This window comes from Streptomyces sp. NPDC058663 (assembly GCF_042716745.1).
In the GTDB taxonomy this organism is placed as follows: Bacteria; Actinomycetota; Actinomycetes; order Streptomycetales; family Streptomycetaceae; genus Streptomyces.
On sequence record NZ_JBHXRV010000003.1, the window covers coordinates 179838 to 202252 of the forward strand.

Consider the following 22415-nt stretch of genomic DNA (forward strand, 5'->3'; position numbering starts at 1 on the left):
CCCGCATCCTCCCGGTGCGGGCAGGGCCGCGTCTCTTCCTGGTCATTTCCAGGAGGAATTCACCAGTGAGCACCATCAAGAGGTACGCGGCGATATCGGTGGCCGCCGCGCTCGGCGTCAGCACGCTCGCCGCCTGCGGGGCACAGCCCGACGCCGGCAAGCAGAGCGACGGGGCCAAGTCCAAGACCGTCACCCTGGTCAGCCACGACTCGTTCGCCGTCTCGGACTCCGTACTGAAGGAGTTCACCCGGCAGAGCGGTTACACCGTCAAGGTGCTGGAGAGCGGCGACGCCGGGGCCGCGCTCAACCAGGAGATCCTCACCAAGGGCTCGCCGCGCGGCGACGTCTTCTTCGGCGTCGACAACACCATGCTCTCCCGCGCCCTCGACCACGGCCTGTTCACCCCCTACGAGGCCAAGGGTCTCGACGGCGTGCCGGCGGACCTCCAGCTGGACAAGGGCGAGCACCGGGTGACGCCCGTCGACACCGGCGACATCTGTGTGAACTACGACAAGAAGTACTTCGCGGACAAGAAGCTGGCACCGCCGCGGACCCTCGACGACCTGACCAGGCCCGCGTACAAGGACCTGCTGGTCACCGAGAACGCGGCGACCTCCTCGCCCGGCCTCGGCTTCCTCCTGGCGACCGTCGGGAAGTACGGCGACGACGGCTGGCAGGGGTACTGGCAGAAGCTGAAGGACAACGGCGTCAAGGTCGTCGACGGCTGGGAGCAGGCCTACAACGAGGAGTTCTCCGGTTCGGCCGGCGGCAAGAAGGCCAAGGCGGAGCGGCCGCTGGTCGTCTCGTACGCCTCCAGCCCGCCCGTCGAGGTGCTGTACGCCGAGCCGCGTCCCGCCGAGGCGCCCACCGGCGTGCTGACCGGCACCTGCTTCCGCCAGGTCGAGTTCGCGGGGCTGCTTCAGGGGGCGAAGAACCAGGCGGGCGGCAAGGCGCTGCTCGACTTCCTCCTCGGCAAGCAGTTCCAGCAGGACCTGCCGCTGAAGATGTTCGTCAACCCGGCGGTCAAGGGCACCAAGCTGCCCGAGGTGTACGAGAAGTTCGGCGCGAAGGCCGGACAGCCGGTGACGGTGGACCCGAAGAAGATCGCCGACAACCGCGAGAAGTGGATCAAGTCGTGGTCCTCGCTGGTGACCAAGTAAAGGACGCCCCGCGGAGCGGCGAGAGCTCGCGGAGGCGGCAGTCCGGTGGCCACGACAAGGGCGCCGGGCTCCGCCCCTGGCGCGGGAGCGCGGTGCGGCTCGGCCTGATGGCCGTGCCCGTCGCGTTCTTCGCGCTGTTCTTCGCCTGGCCGGTCGTCGCGATCGTCGGGCGCGGACTGAAGGTGGGTGACAGCTGGCAGCTCGGGCGGATCGGCGAGGTGCTCGGCGATTCGGACATTCTCGGCGTGCTCTGGTTCACCACCTGGCAGGCGCTCGCCTCGACCGCGCTCACGCTGCTGCTGGCGCTGCCCGCCGCGTACGCCTTCGCCCGGCTCGACTTCCCCGGCAAGCAGTTGCTGCGGGCGGTGGTGACGGTGCCCTTCGTGCTGCCCACGGTCGTCGTGGGCACCGCCTTCCTGGCCGTGCTGGGGCGCGGCGGACTGCTCGACGAGCTGTGGGGTGTCCGCCTGGACACCACGGTGTGGGCCATCCTGCTCGCCCATGTCTTCTTCAACTACGCGGTGGTCGTACGCACCGTCGGCGGGCTGTGGTCCCAGCTCGACCCCCGGCAGGAGGAGGCCGCCCGGGTGCTCGGCGCGGGCCGCTTCACCGCGTGGCGGCGGGTGACGCTGCCGGCGCTGGGTCCTGCCGTGGCCGCCGCCGCGCTGATGGTGTTCCTGTTCACCTTCACCTCCTTCGGCGTCGTCCAGATCCTGGGCGGGCCCGCCTACTCCACCCTGGAGGTGGAGGTCTACCGGCAGACCGCGCAGCTGCTCGACCTGCCGACCGCCGCCGTGCTGACGCTGGTCCAGTTCGCGGCCGTCGGCGCGGTCCTCGCCGTGCACGCGTGGACCGTACGGCGGCGGGAGAGCGCGCTGAAGCTCATCGACCCGGCGCAGACCTCGCGGCGCCCGCGGGGTTTCGGGCAGTGGGCGCTGCTCGGCGGGGTGCTGCTGACGGTGCTGGTGCTGATCCTGCTGCCGCTCGGGGTGCTCGTCGAGCGGTCGCTGGACGGCCCCGGCGGATACGGCTTCCGGTACTACCAGTCGCTGCGTTCCGCGGACGGAAGCGGTGGGGCCTTCCTCGTACCGCCGCTGGAAGCGGTCGGCAACTCGCTCCAGTACGCCGTCGTCGCGACCGGCATCGCGCTGGTCGTCGGCGGCCTGGCCGCCGCCGCGCTCACCCGGCGGGCGGGACGGCTGGTGCGCGGGTTCGACGCGTTGCTGATGCTGCCGCTCGGGGTGTCCGCGGTGACGGTCGGCTTCGGCTTCCTGATCACGCTCAACCGGCCGCCGCTGGACCTGCGGACCTCCTGGATCCTCGTACCCCTGGCACAGGCGCTGGTGGGCGTGCCGTTCGTGGTGCGGACGATGCTGCCGGTGCTGCGCGCGGTGGACGGGCGGCTGCGGGAGGCGGCCGCGGTGCTCGGTGCGTCGCCCCTGCGGGCGTGGCGGGAGGTGGACCTGCCGCTGGTGCGGCGGGCCGTGCTGGTCGCGGCGGGATTCGCCTTCGCGGTGTCGCTCGGCGAGTTCGGGGCGACCGTCTTCATCGCCCGGCCCGACAGTCCGACGCTGCCGGTGGCCGTGGCCCGGCTGCTGGGGCGGGCCGGCGATCTCAACTACGGGCAGGCCATGGCCCTGAGCACGATTCTGATGGTGGTGTGCGCGCTGTCACTGCTGGTGCTGGAGCGCCTGAGGCCCGACCGATCCGTATCCGGGGAGTTCTGAGATGACCGACCAGCTGCTCTCGCTGGAGGGCGCGACCGTACGGTTCGGGGGGCGCCCGGCGCTCGACGCGGTGGACCTGGCGGTCGCCGCGCACGGGATCGTGTGCGTGCTCGGACCCAGTGGCAGCGGGAAGTCGACGCTGCTGCGGGTGGTGGCGGGGCTCCAGCGGCTCGACGCCGGGCGGGTGCTGCTCGACGGCGCCGACCAGGCGGGAGTGCCGGTGCACCGGCGGGGGGTGGGCCTGATGTTCCAGGACCACCAGCTCTTCCCGCAGCGGGACGTCGGCGGCAATGTCGCCTTCGGGCTGCGGATGCGCGGCGAGGGGCGCGCCGAACAGGCGCGGCGCACCGAGGAACTGCTGGAACTGGTCGGGCTGCCCGGTGCCCGGCGCCGTGCGGTGGCCACCCTGTCCGGCGGTGAGCAGCAGCGGGTCGCGCTCGCCCGCGCACTGGCCCCGAGCCCCCGGCTCCTGATGCTGGACGAACCGCTGGGCCAGCTCGACCGGGGCCTGCGGGAGCGGCTCGTGGTGGAACTGCGCCGCATCTTCGGACAACTGGGCACCACCGTGCTCGCCGTCACCCACGACCAGGGCGAGGCCTTCGCGCTCGCCGACCGGGTGGTCGTGATGCACGAGGGCCGGATCGCCCAGGCGGGCAGCCCCCTCGACGTCTGGCGGCGGCCCGCCTCGGAGTTCGTGGCCCGCTTCCTCGGCTTCGACAACGTGGTGACCGCGACCGTCACAGGCCAGGTCGCCGACACGGTCTGGGGCAAGATCCCGGTTCCGGCCGGAGCGGCCCAGGGGGAGAGCCGGCTGCTGGTGCGTCCGGCGGGCGTGCGGCTGGCGCCGGTCGCCGAAGGCCTGCCCTGCACCGTGCTCGCCCGGACCTTCCGCGGTCACCATGTCGCCGTACAGCTGCGGCCGCTGGACGGCGGGCCGCAGCTGGAGGCCGAGGTCGCGCTCCGGGACGCGCCCGAGGAGGGCGCAGCGACGGGAGTGGTCTTCGCGGCGGACGAAGTGGTGCTGCTGCCGGAGTAAGAGGGGTGGGGAGTGTCCTCGGGGCAGGCCCGGACCGCCCGTTCCCCGACGCGGGTTCCTGGTCCCTGTCGTGCCACGGGGTGACACCGGAATGGGTACCGCGGTGTGATGCCGCGCGGGCGGGTCGTCGCCCACCTTGACCCCATGTTCAGGGGAGCTGCGGTACGCGGTGGACAGGACGTCCGGTGGGCGCGGGGGTTGAGCGCGGGTGCACGGTACGGCTGGACCGGGTGGGCGGCCTGCGCCGTCGTCTCGCTCGGCTTCGGGCTGGTGTCGGGGCTCGGCCCGCACCGGATGTGGGGCCTGACGGCCGCGTTCGGCTACGGGGCGGCCGCCTTGGCCGCGGCCCGCCCGGCGACCAGCACGGGAGCTTGTCCGGCGGCCCGCTCGGCGACCAGCACGGGAACTCGTCCGGCGACCCGCCCGGCGGCCCTTCGGAGGCGGTGGGGGCCCCTGCCGGTCGCCGTGCTGGGCACCGTACTCCTGCCCCTGGTGCTTCTGGTGCTGCTGGGGCAGGGGCAGTTGGAGGTACGGGTGGTGGAGCGGTCGGCGCGGCTGCTGCTCGCCACCGGCAGTCCGTACGTGTCCGATCCCGGCGTGGTGGCGGACTTCAACCCGTATCTGCCGGGCATGGCCGTCTTCGGGCTGCCGCACGCACTGTTCGGGGACGGGCCGCTGGGGGACGCCCGGTGGTGGATGGCCGCCGGGTTCCTCGCGGCCCTGCTGGCGGCGCTGGGGCGGCGGGCCTCCGGGTGGCTCGCGGTGTGCCCGTTGGTGGCGCTGCCGCTGGTGGTGGGCGGGATCGATCTGCCGGTGGCCGCCCTGATGTGCCTCGGGCTGGTGCTCGCGGGGAGGGGCAGGGCGGGCCGGGCCGGGGTGGTGATCGGGGTGGCCGCCGCGCTCAAGTGGACCGCGTGGCCCGCGCTGCCGGTGGCCGTGGCGCTGCTCGCGGTGCGCGGCAGCGGCCCGGCGACCGGGAAGCACGGCGGGGGTCCGGCGACCGGGGAGCACGGCGTGGGCCCGGCGACCGGGGAGCACGGCGGGCGGCGGGCGGCCGTGCGGTGTGCCGGAGTCGCGCCCGGGGTGGCAGGGGTGCTGGTGGTGCCGGTGGCACTCACGGATCCGGCGGGTTTCTTCCGCAACGCGGTGGCCTTCCCCCTGGGGATGACCGATGTCGAGTCCCCGGCGGCGAGCCCGCTGCCCGGGCGGCTGCTCGCGGAGTACGTGCCCGGGGGCACGGAGATCGCCGCCGTGCTGCTGGCCGTGAGCGCTCTGCTCGTCGCGGGGTCGCTGGTGGTACGGCCGCCGCGCTCGGTGCGGGCGGCGGCCGTACGGCTGGCCGGCGGGCTGGCTCTCGCCATGGCCCTGATGCCGGCCAGCAGGTTCGGTTACCTCGTCTACCCGTTGGTCCTGCTCGGGGCCGGGTGGCGGGGGAGCTCCCTACCGGGGCGTCTCCGCCAGGGGGCGTGGCGCCGCCGCCTCCTCGGGCGCAGCTTCCTCCCCGTGCTTTCCGAACCAGGCGACCGCCACCGCACCTCCCACGGCCAGCAGGAAGCCGATGATCGCCACAAGGCCGAATCCGGGCCGCGAGGTGTCGCCCAGCCAGACCACGCCGATCATGCCCGGCAGTACCGTCTCGCCGACGACCAGCGCGGCGGTGGCTCCGTTGACCGAGCCGATCTGGAGGGCCACCGTGTGCAGGTACATGCCGCCGATGCCGGCGACCAGGATGGCGTACAGGGCGGGATCCGCGAGCAGTGTGCCCAGGTCGTAGGGGTCCACCCCGTTCAGGATGCGTACGCCCACGCCCAGCGCGCCGAAGCCCAGGCCCGAGAGCAGGCCGGCCAGGATCGCGGCGCCGGCGCCCATCAGGCGCACCACCACCGTGCCGCCGGCCATCAGCAGTACGGCGATCCCCAGCAGCCACCAGTGGGTGGACATCTCCGCCTGGCCGCCGCCCTCGTGGCCCGCCGCCGTCGCCAGCAGGACCAGTGACCCGCAGACGACCGCGATGGACGTCCACTCCTTGCGGGTGAGCTTGATGCCGAGCATCTTGACGCTGAGCACCGCCGTGATCACCAGGTTGGCGCTGATCACGGTCTGGGACAGGAAGAGGGGCAGCAGCCGCGCGGCCAGCGCGCCGAGTGCGAATCCCACGAAGTCCAGGATGGTGCCGACGATGAACTCCCAGGTCATCGCCGCCTTCGCGGTCGAGGAGAGGCTGGGTCCTCCGTGCTGGGTGACACCGGCACTGGAAGCCTTGCCCGCCTCCCGGCGGGCGGACTTCCGCGATCCGACGGCTTGCAGGACGGATCCTGTGCCATAGCAGATCGAGGCCGCGATGGCGGTGATGAGGCCGATGAGCACCAAAAGCTCCGTTCACGGATGTCTGTTGTCGTTCTCCGACTGCCAGACGCGGGATTCGCCGTGCGCGTTGCCTCGGGTACGGCCGGATTGTGCGGGGGATTGCTCAGTCGGTGCGCTCGGCCCCGCTCCGTTCGACGCAGAATTCGTTGCCCTCGGGGTCGGCGAGGGTGACCCAGCCCCTGCCGTCGGGCTTGCGGTGGTCCTCGACCAGGGTGGCGCCGAGCGCGAGGAGGCGTTCGGTCTCCTCGTCGCGGGTGCGGTCCTGCGGCTGGAGGTCCAGATGGACCCGGTTCTTGACCGTCTTGGCGTCGGGGACCTGGACGAAGAGGACCCCGAGGCCTCCGGCGGTGGACACCAGGGCCTCGGGGTCGCCCGGTGCGTCGTCGTCCGAGACGGCGGAGCCGAGTACCTCCGCCCAGAAGCTCGCGAGCTTGTAGGCGTCGGCGCAGTCGATGGTCACATGGCGTACGAGAGAGGACATGGGCGCCACTATGACGTGCGGCGCAGCCCCGGACTAATGTATTTCGGCGGCCGCCCCGGGGACGGGCGTCGCACCGGATTCCGCGGCTTTGGCGGCATCCCTCAGGCGGGCGAGTGCGGCAGGAGCCTCGGCGACCGTGTCGACGAGTGCGATACGGGACTCCATCGCGCGGCCCTCGGCCAGTGACTGCAGCAGCGGCCAGGCGGGGAGGCGTTCGGTCCAGTGGGCGCGGTCCACCAGCACCATGGGGGTGGGCTCGCCGCGCGACTCGTAGTAGTTCGGGGTCGCGTTGTCGAAGATCTCCTGGACCGTGCCGGCCGCGCCTGGCAGGAAGACCACACCCGCGGTGCAGCGCGCCAGCAGGCCGTCCTCGCGGGTGGCGTTGGCGAAGTACTTGGCGATGTGCGACGCGAAGGCGTTGGGCGGCTCGTGGCCGTAGAACCAGGTCGGGATGCCGACCGAGTCACCGCCGTCCGGCCAGCGCGAACGCACCTCGAAGGCGGCAGCTGCCCATGCGGTGACGGACGGGGTGAACGACGGGACCTTGCCGAGCAGGGCGAGGGCCTCGTCCAGTACGGGGTCCGCGAGCGGGGCGGCGTACGCGCCGAGGTTCGCCGCCTCCATCGCGCCGGGGCCGCCGCCGGTGGCGACGGTGAGGCCGGAGCGGGCGAGGCTGCGGCCGAGGCGGGCCGCGCCCGCGTAGGCGTCGGTGCCGCGGGCCATCGCGTGGCCGCCCATCACCCCCACCACGGGGGCGCCCGTCAGGTGTTCGTCGAGGGCGTCGGAGATCGCGTCGTCGTGAATCGAGCGCAGCATCGAGGCGAATATGTCGCCGTCGGCCTTGGTGCGCTCGAACCAGGCGTAGCCGCAGGCGTCGGGCGTCGTGTCGTAGCCGCCGTCGGCCAGGCCCTCGAAGAGGTGGCCGGGGCTGTAGAGGAGGCCCCGGTACGGGTCGAAGGGGAGGCCGGGCACCGGCGGGAAGACCAGGGCGCCGTCCGCTCTGACCTTGGCGGCTGCCTCCTCCTCCATCGGGCAGCCGAGGAACACCGCTTCGGCCGCCCCGGTGGACAGCAGCACCGGCGTACGGGCCGTCAGGTCGACGGACTGGATCCGGTAGCCGGCGAGGGGGCCCTGGGCGGTGACCCGGTCGAACTCGGCCAGGGTCTCGATCTCGTGGTCGTGGTCGCGGTGTTGAGGCACGGGGCCATGGTAGGAGGAGGCCGACGGCCCGTGGCGGGCGGGTGCGCGGCCGCCGCGGGCCGCGGGCCGCCTCGCCGAGGGGCGCGACTCACCGCCCGGCGCCCCGGTACGCGGACGGACGCCCGCCGCGAGGCCGTGGTCAGGGAGCCAGCGGCGCTGCTGCCAGGGTGGCGACGACCCAGGTCAGCGGTGCGAAGAGGGCAAGGAGGGCGAGAGCCCGGGTGGCGGCTGCCGCGCGCAGCGCCGGGGCGGGAGCACCGTGGCGCAGCAGTGCCTGGGTGAGCGGGGCACGGGACTGCCGCGTCTCCAGGGCCACCGAGAGGAGCGTCGCCGTCGTGCAGGTCAGGACCAGCGCGGCCCCCAGAGTGGTGAGCGGCCCGAAGGAGGGAGTCGTCGAGGCGGCCGGCGCGTACATGGCCGCCGCCGCGAACGCCCCCGAAACCGTCGCGCACACGACACCGAGCGGGCGGCCGATGCGGCGGGCCTCGCTCTGCAGCACCCGGCCGGCGAGCAGCCGTACCGCCCCGGGCCGCACCGTCTGCAGCAGGAGCCCGCACAGGTGCACCAGGCCGGGACCCGCGAGAGCCAGCCCCAGGGCGGTGAGCAGCCAGCCCGCCAGGACCCAGGCGGGGGCGATGTCCGGGTGACCGGGGAGCGGCAGTTTCGGGTGGGCCCCGCCGCTGCGGTCGGCGTACGCCTCCACCGCGAGCCCGACGGCGGTCAGCGCGACCCCCCAGGGGAGGCCCGCGGGCGGCGCGGTGACGGACGGCACCTGGCCGGCCGTCCGCGCGGCAGGACGGGGCCGCAGCGCCAGTGCGCCCGCCGTGGCCGCTGCGAGCGGGACCAGGGCGAGGAGCGTGAGGACCGCGGCGAGCGGCAGCGGGCGGTCGGCGGCCAGGAGTTCGGTGGCCGCACCGTCGAAGGGGAGCCCGGTGAGATCGCCGCGCAGATGCAGGAAGACCAGCAGGGCGCTCATGCTGCCGAGGGTGCAGGACAGGGCGGTGGAGGCCGCCGCGACGACGGCGGGGCCGGCCGGGCCCAGGCCCACCGCGGCCAGCCCCGGTCGCGGCCGGGTGCCGGGGTCCGTACGGGCCACGGCGACCGCGAGCTGCACGGTCGCCGCGAGCGGTGCCAGACACCACAGCAGGCGCAGGAGCGAGGCGCCCGACCTGGCCGGGTGGCCGAGGGCGTAACCGAGGGTGCACAGCAGCAGGAACCCGACCCCGGCCGAGGCCGCCGCGACCAGCAGGTGGCGCAGCAGTACCAGGGGGTGGGCGCCGCGGGCTAGGCGGAGAGCGAGCACGCGGCCCGGCCTTCCCCGCCCTGGACCTGCGCGGAGGCGACGCGGCGGCCGTCGAGGAGCGCCACCGTACGGTCGGCGAGCTCGGCGGTCCTGGGGTCGTGGGTGGCCAGGACGACGGTGATGCCGTGCGAGCGGGCGGCCGCGGTGAGCGTGCGCAGCACCTGGGTGCCGTCGGTGAGGTGCAGCGGTGCGGTGGGCTCGTCGGCGAACAGCACGGTGGGGGTGGTCGCCAGGGCGCGGGCGACCGCGATCCGCTGGCGCTGCGACTGGAGCAGCGCGGAGGGGCGCTTGCGGGCGACGGCCCCGATGTCGAGGCGCTCCAGCCACTCCATGGCGGTGCTCTTCGCCTCGCGGTGGCCGTGGCCGCGCAGCAGCAGCGGGAGCGCGGCGTTCTCCCAGCCGGTGAGCTCGGGGACGAGCTCCGGCTGGGGCGAGATCCAGGCGAACCGGTCCCTGCGCAGCCGCTCGCGCGCGAGGGAGCTCATGCCGTGCACGGGGATGCTGTTGAACCACACCTCGCCCTGCTCGGGGACGAGCTGGCCGCTGAGCGCGGACAGCAGTGTCGTCTTGCCGCTGCCGCGCGGACCGGTCACGGCCAGGATCTCGCCCTCGCGGATGCCGAGCGAGACGCCGGTGAGCGCGGGGGAGCCGCTGTGGGAGTGGTGCAGGGAACGGGCCCAGAGGACGTCGTTGTCCGGCGGGGCGTTGTCCGGCGGGACCACCATGGCGTGCACCTCGGTTCGCGGTTGTCCGGGAGAGTGGCGGATCAGATTTCCGGTCCCCCTTGCGGGGGAACGAACGACAGAGCCGATCGGTCACTGGGCACCGTAGGGATTCGGGTCGCGGAGGTGTCGGTGGCGCGTCGGGGACGCGGAAAACGGACGGCCCGGACGCCCCCGTTCTCACCGGAACGGGCGCATCCGGGCCGACCGGCCGGATCATCGGATCCACGGACCCGAATGGGCGATCAGCGCCGGCGGTGGCCGTCGGCGCTGATCGCTGCGTGCGTCAGAGCTTGGTCCAGGCCTCCGTCAGGACCGCCCGGAGGATGCTCTCGATCTCGTCGAAGGTCTCCTGGGTGGAGATCAGCGGCGGGGCCAGCTGGACGACCGGGTCGCCGCGGTCGTCGGCCCGGCAGTACAGGCCGTTCTCGTACAGCGCCTTGGAGAGGAAGCCGTACAGGACGCGCTCGGTCTCCTCGTCGGTGAAGGTCTCCTTGGTGGCCTTGTCCTTCACCAGCTCGATGCCGTAGAAGAAGCCGTTGCCGCGGACGTCGCCGACGATCGGCAGGTCGTGCAGCTTCTTCAGGGTGTCGAAGAAGGCGCCCTCGTTGTCCAGCACGTGCTGGTTGAGGCCCTCGCGCTCGAAGATGTCGAGGTTGGCGAGGCCGACCGCCGCGGAGACCGGGTGGCCGCCGAAGGTGTAGCCGTGCAGGAAGGTGTTGTCGCCCTGGTAGAACGGCTCGGCGAGCTTGTCCGAGATGATGCAGGCGCCGATCGGGGAGTAGCCCGAGGTCATGCCCTTGGCGCAGGTGATCATGTCCGGCACGTAGTCGAACTTGTCACAGGCGAACATCGTGCCCAGGCGGCCGAAGGCGCAGATGACCTCGTCCGAGACCAGCAGCACGTCGTACTTGTCGCAGATCTCGCGGACGCGCTGGAAGTAGCCGGGCGGCGGCGGGAAGCAGCCGCCGGCGTTCTGCACCGGCTCCAGGAAGACGGCGGCGACCGTCTCCGGGCCCTCGAACTGGATCTCCTGCTCGATCTGGTCGGCGGCCCAGCGGCCGAAGGCCTCCGGGTCGTCGCCGTGGATCGGGGCGCGGTAGATGTTGGTGTTCGGGACCTTGTGCGCGCCCGGTACGAGCGGCTCGAAGGGGGCCTTGAGGGCCGGGAGCCCGGTGATGGACAGGGCGCCCTGCGGGGTGCCGTGGTAGGCGACCGCACGCGAGATGACCTTGTACTTGGTGTGGTGGCCGCGCAGCTTCCAGTACTGCTTGGCCAGCTTCCACGCGGTCTCGACGGCCTCGCCGCCACCGGTGGTGAAGAACACCTTGTTCAGGTCGCCGGGAGCGTGGTGCGCGAGGCGCTCGGCGAGCTCGACGGCCTTGGGGTGGGCGTACGACCAGATCGGGAAGAAGGCCAGCTCCTGCGCCTGCTTGTACGCGGTCTCGGCGAGCTCGTGCCGGCCGTGTCCGGCGTTCACCACGAACAGGCCGGACAGGCCGTCGATGTAGCGCTTGCCCTTGTCGTCGAAGATGTGCGTCCCCTCGCCGCGCACGATGGTCGGCACGGGGGCGTTCTCGTAGGACGACATGCGGGTGAAGTGCATCCACAAGTGGTCGTACGCGGTCTTCGAGAGGTCCTTGCCCGCGGGGCTGCTGCTGGCGTTGGTTGTGGCACTCACGGCTATCGGGTTCCCCACATGTAGGTCTGCTTCTTGAGCTTGAGGTAGACGAAGCTCTCGGTGGAGCGCACTCCGGGAAGGGTCCGGATGCGTTTGTTGATCATCTCCAGGAGGTGGTCGTCGTCCTCGCACACGATCTCCGCGAGCAGGTCGAAGGAGCCCGCCGTCACGACGACGTACTCCACCTCGTCCATCGCGGTGAGCGCATCGGCCACCGGATCGAGGTCGCCCTCCACGTTGATGCCGATCATCGCCTGCCGCCGGAAGCCCACGGTGAGTGGATCCGTGACGGCGACGATCTGCATGACGCCCTGGTCGAGCAGCTTCTGTACGCGCTGGCGCACGGCGGCCTCGGAGAGGCCGACCGCCTTGCCGATGGCGGCGTACGGACGGCGGCCGTCCTCCTGGAGCTGTTCGATGATCGCCAGGGAGACGGCGTCGATCGCCGGGGAGCTTCCGCTGCCGGGCCTGGGTTCTGCGCTACGACTGACCACGAAGCCACTGTGCATGAGGTCTCGCCCGTCCCGCAAGTGCAAACCGATGAATTTCGTTGTTCCAGCGTGCAGATTTAACTGAATCCGAAGTTGTCGACAGGGAGGTATGTCGAATGCGTGACTCCTCTGGCTAGGGTGGTGTCTCACTTACCGGACATCTGAGAGGGAGAGCCGCCGTGACCACCGAGCTGCGCCGTCTGCGCAACTACATCGCCGGAGAGTTCCGGGACGCCGCCGACGGCCGGACCACCGAAGTCATCAACCCGGTGACGGGCGAGGCGTACGCGACCGCGCCGCTCTCCGGCGGGCAGGACGTGGACGACGCGATGGCCGCCGCCGCCGAGGCGTTCCCCGCCTGGCGCGACCAGACCCCGGCTGAGCGGCAGAAGGCCCTGCTCAGAATCGCGGACGCGTTCGAGGAGCGCGCCGAGGAGCTGATCGCCGCCGAATCGGAGAACTGCGGCAAGCCGCTGGGCCTGACCCGCACCGAGGAAGTCCCCCCGATGGTCGACCAGATCCGCTTCTTCGCGGGCGCGGCACGTCTCCTGGAGGGCCGCAGCGCGGGCGAGTACATGGAGGGTCTGACCTCGATCGTCCGCCGCGAGCCGGTGGGCGTGTGCGCGCAGGTCGCCCCGTGGAACTACCCGATGATGATGGCCGTCTGGAAGTTCGCCCCGGCGCTCGCCGCGGGCAACACCGTCGTCCTCAAGCCGTCGGACACGACCCCCGCGTCGACCGTCCTGATGGCCGAGATCATCGGCGAAATCGTTCCCAAGGGCGTCTTCAACGTCGTCTGCGGCGACCGGGACACCGGCCGGGCGATGGTCGAGCACAAGACGCCCGCCATGGCGTCCATCACCGGTTCCGTACGGGCCGGCATGCAGGTCGCCGAGTCCGCGTCCAAGGACCTCAAGCGGGTCCACCTGGAGCTGGGCGGCAAGGCCCCCGTCGTGGTCTTCGAGGACACCGACATCGCCAAGGCCGTCGAGGACATCTCGGTGGCGGGCTTCTTCAACGCCGGCCAGGACTGCACGGCGGCCACCCGCGTGCTCGTCCAGGAGTCGATCCACGACGAGTTCGTGACCGCCCTCGCCAAGGCCGCGGCCGACACCAAGACCGGCCTGCCGGACGACGAGGACGTGCTCTACGGCCCGCTGAACAACGCCAACCAGCTCAAGCAGGTGTCGGGCTTCGTCGAGCGGCTGCCCGCGCACGCCAAGGTGGAGGCCGGCGGACAGCGGGTCGGCGACAAGGGCTACTTCTATGCGCCGACCGTCGTCTCGGGCCTCAAGCAGGACGACGAGATCATCCAGAACGAGGTGTTCGGACCGGTCATCACCGTCCAGTCCTTCACCGACGAGGCCCAGGCCCTCCAGTGGGCGAACGACGTCCCGTACGCGCTCGCGTCCTCCGTGTGGACCAAGGACCACGGGCGTGCCATGCGCATGTCCAAGAACCTCGACTTCGGCTGCGTGTGGATCAACACGCACATCCCGCTGGTCGCGGAGATGCCGCACGGCGGGTTCAAGCAGTCCGGCTACGGCAAGGACCTCTCCGCCTACGGCTTCGAGGACTACACCCGCATCAAGCACGTCATGACCTCGCTCGACGGCTGAGCCGAGGATCCGGGGCGGGCGGTAGACGGACTGTCTATTGCCCGCCCCTCGTACGCTCCGGGAGGGTGGGCCCATGGGTGATCTTGGTCGCGTCCCGCGTCGTCTCTCGCGTCGTACGGTGCTCCGCGGAATCGGATACGGAATCGGTACGACGGGCGCGCTCGCGGCGCTCACCGGCTGCGGAGTCCCCCCGGCCTACGTCGCACCGGGCGAGCGCTCCGGCGCGGACACCTCCGACCGGGACAAGAACCTGCAGTTCGCCAACTGGCCGCTCTACATCGACACCGACGAGGACGACGAGTCCAAGCGGCCCACCCTGGAGGAGTTCCAGAAGCGCACCGGGATCTCCGTGCGGTACACCGAGGAGATCAACGACAACGACGAGTTCTTCGGCAAGATCAGCCCGGCGCTGATGAACCACCAGGAGACCGGCCGCGACCTGATCGTCATCAGCGACTGGATGGCCGCCCGTTTCGTACGGCTCGGCTGGGTGCAGGAGATGGACCGGGCGAAGCAGCCCAACGTCGCCAAGTACCTCGACCCCCAGCTGCGCACCCCGGCCTTCGACAACGGCCGGCTGCACACGGTGCCCTGGCAGTCCGGCATCACCGGCATCGCGTACAACCGCAAGAAGCTCGGCCGCGAGATCAAGCACACCTCGGACCTGTGGCGCCCCGAACTCAAGGGCAGGGTCACCCTCTTCTCGGGCCTCGACGAGAGCTTCGCGCTGCTCATGCAGGGACTCGGCGCGGACGTCACGCGGTGGACCGCGGACGACTTCCACACGATGTGCGACCACGTCGGGAAGCTGGTCAGGGCGAAGCACATCCGCCGCTTCACCGGCAACGACTACGTCAAGGACCTCGCCGCGGGCGACGTGCTGGCCTGTCAGGCGTACTCGGGCGACGTCATCCAGCTCCAGGCGGACAACCCGGACATCGAGTTCGTGGTCCCCGAGGAGGGCGCGGAACTCTGGGCCGAGTCCCTGATGATCCCCAACCTCGCCCGGCACAAGCGCAACGCCGAGCGGCTCGTCGACCACTACTACGACCCCGAGGTCGCCGCCGAGCTCGCCACCTGGGTGAACTACGTCTGCCCGGTGCCCGCCGCCCGCGAGATCATCGCCTCCTCCAAGGACGAGGAGACCGCCGCACTGGCCGAGGACCCGCTGATCTTCCCGGACGGCGCGCTCCGCAAGCGGCTCGCCATCGCGCGCGACATCACCGCGCAGGAGCGGCTGGAGTTCTCGAAGGCGTGGAACGGCATCGTGGGGCTGTAGGTGCGCGGGGCCGTCCGGGGGTGCGCGGCGCCGTCTGGGGGGTGCGCGGCGCCGTCCGTCCGCAGGGTGCTCAGGCCGTCCGTGGTGCCGTGCCCAAACCGTCATTCTCTCCTGCGCGCCCCCGGCGGCGGATGCGGGGGACCTGTAAAGCGCGCGTAAAGGCCCTCGTACGCTGCGGACATGAACGAGCCCGCCGCCCTTCTGAGGCGCATCCGCGTGTGGTTGATCTTCTTCATCGTGTGCCTGGTGGTGAGCGGGCTGACCGCGTTCCCGCTCGTCACCGAAATCGGCTGGCTGACGGACCTGTTGAAGTCCTCCCCGCTCGCCGACGCGATGCCGGGGCTGGTGGAGTGGACCGAGCGGGTCAGGGAGGGGCTCGTCGCCACCGACGCCACGTACCCCTTCATCCTGTACGGGACGGACTGGCTCGCCTTCGCCCACCTGGTGATCGCGGTCGCGTTCTACGGCCCGTACCGCGATCCGGTCCGCAACATCTGGGTCGTCGAGTTCGGGATGATCGCCTGTGCCGGGATCATTCCGCTCGCCCTGATCTGCGGGCCGGTCCGGGGGATCCCGTTCGGCTGGTCGCTGATCGACATGGCCTTCGGGGTGTTCGGAGTGATCCCGCTGGCGATCGTGCGGCGGAGGATCAAGCGGCTGGAGACGCTGACGGCGCCGCTCGCGGTGTCAGGACCGGCGCTCGCGTCGCTGACGCGGTGATCAGCGACTGATTGACGGGACAAGTGCCGTGCGGGGGAGGGGAGTTGCGGGTGCGGCCCCGCCGCCCGCGGCGGTGGTTCACGGCAGCCGGGGGACGGCGAGTTCGGCAGCCAGGGTTTCCGGCCGGTTCGTGGTGATCGCGTCCACTCCTGCCGCCAGCAGACGGCGCATGGTGCGACGGGTGTCGGCGGTCCAGGCCGCCAGGAGCAGCCCGTCCCGGTGGGCGCGGTCCACCAGCGGACGGTCCACCAGGCCGAACCGGTAGTTGAGCCACTTGGGCCGGAGCGCCTCCACCAGCGCCGGCCGCGGCGGCGCCACGGACGTCCAGCTCAGCGCGGTCTCGGCGTGCGGGTCGGCCGCGCGTACGTGCAGCATCGCGGTCGGGCCGCCGGAGTAGTACGTGCGCTCACCCGCACCCGCCTCACGGACAACCCCCACCACCTTGCGCACCATCGCGTCGTGCGCCCCGTCCGGCACGTCGACCAGCAGCCGGTGCGCGCCCGCGGCGAGGATCGCCTCGCGCAGGGTCGGCACGCCCCCGCCGGTCAGCGCGTCCAGCTCGGCCTTCGTGAGGTCGACCAGCCAGCGGTCGTGGCCCCACAGCCGCTCCAGCGTCTCGTCGTGCAGCAGCACCGGGACCTCGTCCCGGGTCAGCCGTACGTCGACCTCGACCGTGTCGGCGCCCTGCTCCAGCGCCGAGCGGATCGAGGGGAGCGTGTTCTCGCGGAACCGGTAGGGGTCCCCGCGATGGGCGACGACGAGGACGGCGGCGTCGCGACGGACAGGGCGGTCGGTGCGCTCAACGCTGACGGTGCTCATACACCCATTGTTCGCGAACGGACGGCAGGCCGCCGCCCGGCGCGGCCCGGTGCGCCGCGCTGCACGTCCGGCCCGCTGCTCACCGCCCTGGCCGCCGTACCGCGCATGCTCTGGCCGCCGTACGGCTCACCGTCGCGTCCACCGGGCCGCGACCTGCCCTCCCGCTCAGTGCGAGGCCAGCCACCGCTCCGTGTACGAGTCGATCTCGGCGGCCAGCTCGGCCTTGCCCGCCGGGTCGAGGAAGGACGCCTCGACGGCGTTCTTCGCGAGAGCAGCCAGGCCCCGCTCGTCCAGTTCCAGCAGCCGGGCGGCCACGGCGTACTCGTTGTTCAGGTCGGAGCCGAACATCGGCGGGTCGTCACTGTTGATGGTGACGAGGCAGCCGGCCGCGACCATCTCCTTGAGGGGGTGCTCGTCCAGGTGCGCCACCGCCCGGGTGGCGATGTTCGAGGTCGGGCAGACCTCCAGCGGAATGCGGTGTTCGGCGAGGTGCGCCAGGAGCGCCGGGTCCTGCGTCGCGCTGGTGCCGTGACCGATGCGCTCGGCGCGCAGATCGGTCAGCGCGGCCCAGATGGTCTCCGGACCGGTCGTCTCGCCCGCGTGCGGGACGGAGTGCAGACCGGCCTCGATGGCCCGGTCGAAGTACGGCTTGAACTGCGGGCGCGGCACCCCGATCTCCGGGCCGCCGAGACCGAACGACACCAGGCCCTGCGGCCGGTGCTCCAGGGCCAGCCGTACCGTCTCCTCGGCCGACTCCAGACCCGCCTCACCGGGAATGTCGAAGCACCAGCGCAGCACCACACCGAGCTCGGACTCCGCGGCCTTGCGGGCGTCCTCGATGGCGTCCATGAACGCCTGCGCGTCGATCCCGCGACGGGTGGAGCTGTACGGGGTGACGGTCAGCTCCGCGTACCGGATGTTCTGCCGGGCCATGTCGCGGGCCACCTCGAAGGTGAGCAGGCGGACGTCCTCAGGCGTGCGGATCACATCGACGACGGACAGATAGACGTCGACGAAGTGCGCGAAGTCGGTGAACGTGAAGAACTCCGCCAGCTTCTCCGGGTCCGAGGGCACCTTGGAGTCCGGGTGCCTGGCGGCCAGCTCGGCGACGATGCGCGGGGAGGCGGATCCGACGTGGTGCACGTGCAGCTCTGCCTTGGGCAGGCCCGCGATGAAGGGGCGCAGATCTGTCATCGGATCCTCCTGATGCGACGGTGCGCCGGTGGCGCACCGGGACTGTCCTGGTGTGGTGAGGCGGTTGGTGCGGGGTGGTTCGGGATCATCGTAGGCGGGGCACTGGGCCGTCCGGGTTACGCCGTAGCATGACGGGGAATCGCAACGGGGGAGGGCCCATGTCAGACAACACGCCGCAGTCCTCGGGGGCGCCGGATCCCTGGGCGCCGCCGGAGAACTCCGGGAACCGGGTCCCGCTCGAAAAGCCCGGAGCCGGTGGTCCGGCCGGGCCGCCCGCACATCCGGTGCACGACCAGCCCACTGTCACCTCGATGCCGGGGGCCGGAGCGGTGCCGCCCGCACCCGCCCCGGCGGACGCCGTGCCGGGGACGCCCGGGGAGTACGGGTACCCGGCGCCCGCGACACCCGAGTACGGCTATCCGCCGGCCGGAACGCCGGGGGAGTACGGCTACCCGCCGGCCTACCCGAGCGCACCGGGCCCCGGCGCTTCGCCGTACGGTGCGGGGTACCCCGGATACCCGGGCTACCTGGGGCCGGCCGGCTGGACCGGGCAGACGGCCCCGCAGAACGGCATGGGCACCGCCGCGATGGTGCTCGGAATCCTGTCCATCTGCCTGTTCTGCCTGTACGGCATCGTCGGCATCATCCTCGGCACGCTGGGGCTGATCTTCGGCATCCTGGGCCGCAAGAAGGCGCAGCGGGGCGAGGCCAACAACGGGGGCATGGCGCTGGCCGGCATCATCACCGGCTCGATCGGACTCGCGATCGGCCTGACGGTCATCGGCTTCGCCATCTGGGCCGTGACCAGCAGGTAGCAGCCCGGCACCGGTTCCCCGGCGTCGGCCGCGGCGGGCGGGGCGACCCGCCCGCCGCACCGCGCAGGGCCGCAGCGCGAGGCACCTGCCGCACCGCAACAGGGCCGCAGTGGCCCGTCGAGCCCTGCCCCGCGAGCCGTAGTCGCTCATCAGCCCCCCCCGCCCCTCAGCCCCCTGCCGCCAGCCTCTCCCTGGCCTCCATCAGCGCGAAGCCCAGCAGGTTGAGTCCCCGCCACTGGGCAGGATCCTGCGCGCGGGGGTCGTCCGCGGTCAGGCCGATGCCCCAGATCCGGTCCACCGGGCTCGCCTCCACCAGCACCCGCGACCCGGTGCCGAGCAGATAGGCCCCGAGCTCCGGGTGCTGCCCGAACTTGTGGACGCTGCCCTCCACCACCACGCCGAACCGCTCCCGCTCCCACACCGCGTTGTCGAAGCCGCGGACCAGCCGGCCCGCCTTCTTGGCGGCCGCGGGCGAGGACGCCGCCAGCACCGCGGCCAGGGCCTCCTCGTCGCCGAAGAGCTCGGCCTTGCGCGCCATCATCCAGTGCTCCGCCGTCGCGTACCGCACGCCGTCCACGGTGAAGGCGGACTCCCACCACTGGCTGAAAATGCTCGGCCCGAGGGAGCCGTCCGGTCGCGGGCGGTGGCCCCAGAAGAGCAGGAACCTCACCCGAGACCCCCCTTTGACCTGCGCTGCAAGCTCTTCGATCATCCCCATGCATGCGAGTCTGGCATCCGCCACTGACACTCCGTACGGTATTTCCTCCCCGACTCGACACACGGTCGACCGAATCCGTCGCGTAACCAAAAGGCAACAACGGAATCACTTGTTGGCGGCTTCCTGCTCTGTCAGGATCGGCAATCAAATCAAGCTGGAGCTACGCCGACCCCCGTATGACGGGGTGAGCGGCGGAGGAGAGCGTCATGGGCAACCGCTTCCAGGTGCGGGACCGTTTCGAAGGCGGCGCACAGTACATCGGCGGGCAGTTGCGTCCCGGTACCTCGGGTCGTACTCACACGGTCGTGAACCCCGCCACGGGCGAGGGGATCCACACCTACGAGCTGGCCGGAAGAGACGACGTGGACGCGGCCGTGGCAGCCGCCAAGGCCGCCTTCCCCGGCTGGTCGGGGGCCACCCCCGGCGAGCGCTCCGACGCGATGCACCGCTTCGCGGCCGTCCTCGCCGCGCAGGCCGAGGAATTCGCGCAGGCCGAGTCGCTCCAGTGCGGCAAGCCGATCAAGCTGTCGCGCGAGTTCGACGTACCGGGGACGGTCGACAACGTCGCCTTCTTCGCCGGTGCCGCCCGCCACCTGGAGGGCAAGTCGGCGGGGGAGTACGACGGCGACCACACCTCGTACGTCCGCCGCGAGGCGATCGGTGTGGTCGGGTCGATCGCCCCCTGGAACTACCCGCTCCAGATGGCTGCCTGGAAGGTGCTGCCTGCCATCGCCGCGGGCAACACCATCGTGCTGAAGCCCGCCGAGCTGACCCCGTTCACCTCGCTCATGTTCGCCCAGGCCGCCACGGAGGCCGGGCTGCCGGACGGCGTGATCAACGTCGTCACGGGCGCGGGCAAGGACGCCGGCGAGCACCTCGTCGGCCACCCCGACGTCGCCATGACCTCCTTCACCGGATCGACCCCGGTCGGCAAGCGGGTCGCCGAGATCGCCACCTCCACGGTCAAGCGGCTCCACCTGGAACTGGGCGGCAAGGCCCCGTTCCTGGTCTTCGACGACGCCGACCTCCAGGCCGCGGTCCACGGCGCGGTCGCCGGCTCGCTCATCAACACCGGCCAGGACTGCACCGCTGCCACGCGCGCGTACGTGCAGCGCCCGCTGTACGACGCCTTCGTGGCCGGTGTCGCCGAGCTGATGGAGTCCGTCCGCCTCGGCGACCCCTTCGACGAGTCGACCGACCTCGGCCCGCTCATCAGCTTCGCCCAGCGCGACCGTGTGGCCGCGATCGTCGAGCGGGCACGCGGCTACGCGCGCGTGGTCACCGGCGGCGAAGCCCCGCAGGGTCCGCTGGGGGACGGTGCGTACTACCGTCCGACGCTGATCGCCGACGCCCCGCAGGACAGCGAGATCGTCCAGGAGGAAATCTTCGGCCCGGTGCTGGTGGTGCTCCCCTTCGACTCCGACGAGGAAGGCATCGCGCTGGCCAACGACACCCCCTACGGTCTGGCCGCCTCGGCCTGGACCCGCGACGTGTTCCGCGCGAACCGTGCCACCCGCGAGATCAAGGCGGGCTGTGTGTGGGTGAACGACCACATTCCGATTCTCAGCGAAATGCCGCACGGGGGATACAAGGCCAGCGGCTTCGGCAAGGACATGTCGGCGTACTCCTTCGAGGAGTACACGCAGGTCAAGCACGTCATGTTCGACAACACCGCGGTAGCCCGCAAGGACTGGCACCGCACGATCTTCGGGGACCGATAAAGAGTCCGCTCGACCAGCGGCAACCCACCCGAAAGGGCATTGCGCATGGAGCAGTTCCAGTACGGGCGGCTCTCCGCCGACGGCAGCACGCACGTGGCGGCCGGGAACGCGGTGGAGAGCGCCATGCGGCGCAGCATCACGAGCGGCAGGGGTGCGCTCACCCGCCGGTCGCTGATGCGTGCCGCGGGCGGCGGCGCCCTCGCCCTCGGCGGGATCGGCGCGCTGAGCGCCTGCGGCATCCCGGCGGCCGGCGGCAAGGACAAGGCAGCGGTCTCGGACGACTTCTCGGCCAAGGAGAAACAGGTCGTCTTCTCCAACTGGACCGAGTACATGGACGTCGGGGAGAACGACAAGGGCTATCCGACCCTGGAGGCCTTCACCCAGCGCACCGGGATCTCCGTCAAGTACACGGCGGACATCAACGACAACAACGAGTTCTTCGGCAAGATCCAGCAGCAGCTGAACAACGGCCAGCCCATCGGCCGCGACCTGATCTGCGTCACCGACTGGATGGCCGCCCGGCTGATCCGGCTCGGCTGGGTGCAGAAGCTGGACCCGGCGCGGCTGCCGCACGCCTTCGCCAACCTCTCCGCCCAGTTCCGCAGCCCCGTCTGGGACCCCGGCCATGCCTACTCCTACCCCTGGACGGGCATCGCCACGGTCATCGCGTACAACGAGAAGGCCACCGGCGGCCGCAAGGTCGACTCCGTCTCCCAGCTGCTGGAGGACCCCGGGCTCAAGGGCAAGGTCGGCTTCCTCTCCGAGATGCGCGACACCATCGGGATGACGCTGCTCGACCAGGGCAAGGACCCGGAGAAGTTCAGCGACGACGACTACGCGGGGGCCGTCGCCCGGCTCCAGAAGGGCGTCGACTCCCGGCAGATCCGCCGCTTCACCGGCAACGACTACACCGCCGACCTGGAGAAGGGCGACCTGGCGGCCTGCCTCGCCTGGGCAGGTGACGTCGTACAGCTCCAGGCGGACAACCCGTCCGTGAAGTTCGCGATCCCCAAGGCGGGATACATCTCCTCCTCGGACAACCTGCTGGTCCCCGCCAAGGCGCGGCACAAGACCAACGCCGAGAAGCTGATCGACTACTACTACGAGCCGGGCCCGGCCGCCCAGCTCGCCGCGTACATCAACTACGTCTGCCCGGTCGACGGCGTCCGCGAGGAACTCGCCAAGCTGGACAAGGCACTGGCCTCGTCCCCGCTGATCCTGCCCGACAAGGCGATGGCCGCCCAGGCCCATGCCTTCCGGCCGCTCAGCGAGGCCGAGGAGAAGGCGTACGAGGAGAAGTTCGCCAAGCTCATCGGCGCCTGAGGCACCCGCGGCCCGAGGCGCCCGCGGCCCGAGGCACTC

General features: G+C 71.6%; 19 protein-coding genes and 1 pseudogene. 10 read left to right on the forward strand and 10 right to left on the reverse strand.

From position 1 onward, the window contains the following. Positions 1–65: 65 nt before the first annotated feature. The 4 genes and pseudogenes from ACFWVV_RS03670 to ACFWVV_RS03685 form a co-directional block, all read left to right on the forward strand. Positions 66–1160, forward strand: coding sequence for a thiamine ABC transporter substrate binding subunit (locus ACFWVV_RS03670; protein WP_384344562.1), 1095 nt, complete (start codon positions 66–68; stop codon positions 1158–1160). A gap of 107 nt (positions 1161–1267) precedes the next feature. Further along, positions 1268–2887, forward strand: coding sequence for an ABC transporter permease (locus ACFWVV_RS03675; protein WP_384344666.1), 1620 nt, complete (start codon positions 1268–1270; stop codon positions 2885–2887). 1 nt (position 2888) lies between these two features. Continuing rightward, the gene (locus ACFWVV_RS03680) at positions 2889–3923 is read left to right on the forward strand and encodes an ABC transporter ATP-binding protein (RefSeq protein WP_384344565.1); all 1035 of its coding nucleotides are present in this window, start codon (positions 2889–2891) and stop codon (positions 3921–3923) included. A gap of 630 nt (positions 3924–4553) precedes the next feature. Beyond that, positions 4554–5228 (forward strand): annotated as a pseudogene (locus ACFWVV_RS03685) (hypothetical protein); the annotation flags it as partial. A 135-nt stretch (positions 5229–5363) separates the two neighbouring features. Here the strand turns inward: ACFWVV_RS03685 and ACFWVV_RS03690 are convergent. The 7 genes from ACFWVV_RS03690 to ACFWVV_RS03720 form a co-directional block, all read right to left on the reverse strand. Continuing rightward, a complete protein-coding gene (locus tag ACFWVV_RS03690; protein WP_384344568.1) occupies positions 5364–6290 on the reverse strand; it encodes a hypothetical protein in 927 nt (308 codons plus the stop codon). 103 nt (positions 6291–6393) lie between these two features. Beyond that, positions 6394–6771, reverse strand: a complete 378-nt coding sequence (locus tag ACFWVV_RS03695; protein ID WP_384344571.1) for a VOC family protein — start codon at positions 6769–6771, stop codon at positions 6394–6396. 33 nt (positions 6772–6804) lie between these two features. Beyond that, the gene (locus ACFWVV_RS03700) at positions 6805–7971 is read right to left on the reverse strand and encodes an LOG family protein (RefSeq protein ID WP_384344574.1); all 1167 of its coding nucleotides are present in this window, start codon (positions 7969–7971) and stop codon (positions 6805–6807) included. 139 nt (positions 7972–8110) lie between these two features. Beyond that, positions 8111–9274 carry a hypothetical protein gene (locus ACFWVV_RS03705; RefSeq protein ID WP_384344577.1) on the reverse strand — a complete coding sequence of 388 codons (1164 nt, stop codon included), beginning with the start codon at positions 9272–9274 and terminating at the stop codon, positions 8111–8113. After that, positions 9256–9999, reverse strand: a complete 744-nt coding sequence (locus tag ACFWVV_RS03710; protein ID WP_384344580.1) for an ABC transporter ATP-binding protein — start codon at positions 9997–9999, stop codon at positions 9256–9258. The genes ACFWVV_RS03705 and ACFWVV_RS03710 overlap by 19 nt, the downstream gene beginning before the upstream one ends. Before the next feature lie 283 nt (positions 10000–10282). Beyond that, on the reverse strand, positions 10283–11695 hold the full coding sequence (locus tag ACFWVV_RS03715) for an aspartate aminotransferase family protein (protein ID WP_384344583.1): 1413 nt from the start codon (positions 11693–11695) through the stop codon (positions 10283–10285). Beyond that, complete coding sequence (locus tag ACFWVV_RS03720) at positions 11680–12171, reverse strand: Lrp/AsnC family transcriptional regulator (RefSeq protein ID WP_384344586.1); 492 nt, start codon at positions 12169–12171, stop codon at positions 11680–11682. The genes ACFWVV_RS03715 and ACFWVV_RS03720 overlap by 16 nt, the downstream gene beginning before the upstream one ends. A 176-nt stretch (positions 12172–12347) precedes the next feature. Here ACFWVV_RS03720 and ACFWVV_RS03725 point away from each other — a divergent pair, with 176 nt between their 5' ends. From ACFWVV_RS03725 to ACFWVV_RS03735, 3 genes are all read left to right on the forward strand, one after another. Continuing rightward, positions 12348–13787, forward strand: coding sequence for a gamma-aminobutyraldehyde dehydrogenase (locus tag ACFWVV_RS03725; protein ID WP_384344589.1), 1440 nt, complete (start codon positions 12348–12350; stop codon positions 13785–13787). Between the two features lie 73 nt (positions 13788–13860). Continuing rightward, positions 13861–15066, forward strand: coding sequence for a spermidine/putrescine ABC transporter substrate-binding protein (locus ACFWVV_RS03730; RefSeq protein WP_384344592.1), 1206 nt, complete (start codon positions 13861–13863; stop codon positions 15064–15066). Positions 15067–15246: 180 nt separating this feature from the next. Beyond that, on the forward strand, positions 15247–15786 hold the full coding sequence (locus ACFWVV_RS03735; RefSeq protein WP_384344595.1) for a hypothetical protein: 540 nt from the start codon (positions 15247–15249) through the stop codon (positions 15784–15786). A gap of 78 nt (positions 15787–15864) precedes the next feature. On the opposite strand, the gene ACFWVV_RS03740 is transcribed toward ACFWVV_RS03735, so the two are convergent. Both ACFWVV_RS03740 and ACFWVV_RS03745 read right to left on the reverse strand, forming a co-directional pair. After that, positions 15865–16605, reverse strand: coding sequence for a glycerophosphodiester phosphodiesterase (locus ACFWVV_RS03740; protein ID WP_384344597.1), 741 nt, complete (start codon positions 16603–16605; stop codon positions 15865–15867). Positions 16606–16770: 165 nt separating this feature from the next. Continuing rightward, a complete protein-coding gene (locus ACFWVV_RS03745) occupies positions 16771–17799 on the reverse strand; it encodes an adenosine deaminase (RefSeq protein WP_384344600.1) in 1029 nt (342 codons plus the stop codon). 158 nt (positions 17800–17957) lie between these two features. Between ACFWVV_RS03745 and ACFWVV_RS03750 the strand changes: the two genes are divergently transcribed. Continuing rightward, the gene (locus ACFWVV_RS03750; protein WP_384344602.1) at positions 17958–18614 is read left to right on the forward strand and encodes a DUF4190 domain-containing protein; all 657 of its coding nucleotides are present in this window, start codon (positions 17958–17960) and stop codon (positions 18612–18614) included. A gap of 166 nt (positions 18615–18780) precedes the next feature. Here ACFWVV_RS03750 and ACFWVV_RS03755 read toward each other — a convergent pair whose 3' ends face one another. After that, positions 18781–19332 carry an NADAR family protein gene (locus tag ACFWVV_RS03755; protein WP_384344605.1) on the reverse strand — a complete coding sequence of 184 codons (552 nt, stop codon included), beginning with the start codon at positions 19330–19332 and terminating at the stop codon, positions 18781–18783. Between the two features lie 206 nt (positions 19333–19538). Between ACFWVV_RS03755 and ACFWVV_RS03760 the strand changes: the two genes are divergently transcribed. Next, complete coding sequence (locus ACFWVV_RS03760) at positions 19539–21053, forward strand: gamma-aminobutyraldehyde dehydrogenase (RefSeq protein WP_384344607.1); 1515 nt, start codon at positions 19539–19541, stop codon at positions 21051–21053. A gap of 45 nt (positions 21054–21098) precedes the next feature. After that, positions 21099–22376: a PotD/PotF family extracellular solute-binding protein gene (locus ACFWVV_RS03765; protein WP_384344610.1), complete on the forward strand. Its 1278-nt coding sequence runs from the start codon at positions 21099–21101 to the stop codon at positions 22374–22376. Positions 22377–22415 lie beyond the last annotated feature (39 nt).

Coding starts and splice junctions, on each gene's coding strand:
- ACFWVV_RS03745 (WP_384344600.1), bottom strand. CDS start 17,799: ATGACAGATCTGCGCCCCTTCATCGCGGGCCTGCCCAAGGCAGAGCTG.
- ACFWVV_RS03680 (WP_384344565.1), top strand. CDS start 2,889: ATGACCGACCAGCTGCTCTCGCTGGAGGGCGCGACCGTACGGTTCGGG.
- ACFWVV_RS03710 (WP_384344580.1), bottom strand. CDS start 9,999: ATGGTGGTCCCGCCGGACAACGCCCCGCCGGACAACGACGTCCTCTGG.
- ACFWVV_RS03735 (WP_384344595.1), top strand. CDS start 15,247: ATGAACGAGCCCGCCGCCCTTCTGAGGCGCATCCGCGTGTGGTTGATC.
- ACFWVV_RS03675 (WP_384344666.1), top strand. CDS start 1,268: ATGGCCGTGCCCGTCGCGTTCTTCGCGCTGTTCTTCGCCTGGCCGGTC.
- ACFWVV_RS03765 (WP_384344610.1), top strand. CDS start 21,099: ATGGAGCAGTTCCAGTACGGGCGGCTCTCCGCCGACGGCAGCACGCAC.
- ACFWVV_RS03755 (WP_384344605.1), bottom strand. CDS start 19,332: ATGGGGATGATCGAAGAGCTTGCAGCGCAGGTCAAAGGGGGGTCTCGG.
- ACFWVV_RS03760 (WP_384344607.1), top strand. CDS start 19,539: ATGGGCAACCGCTTCCAGGTGCGGGACCGTTTCGAAGGCGGCGCACAG.
- ACFWVV_RS03740 (WP_384344597.1), bottom strand. CDS start 16,605: ATGAGCACCGTCAGCGTTGAGCGCACCGACCGCCCTGTCCGTCGCGAC.
- ACFWVV_RS03695 (WP_384344571.1), bottom strand. CDS start 6,771: ATGTCCTCTCTCGTACGCCATGTGACCATCGACTGCGCCGACGCCTAC.
- ACFWVV_RS03730 (WP_384344592.1), top strand. CDS start 13,861: ATGGGTGATCTTGGTCGCGTCCCGCGTCGTCTCTCGCGTCGTACGGTG.
- ACFWVV_RS03750 (WP_384344602.1), top strand. CDS start 17,958: ATGTCAGACAACACGCCGCAGTCCTCGGGGGCGCCGGATCCCTGGGCG.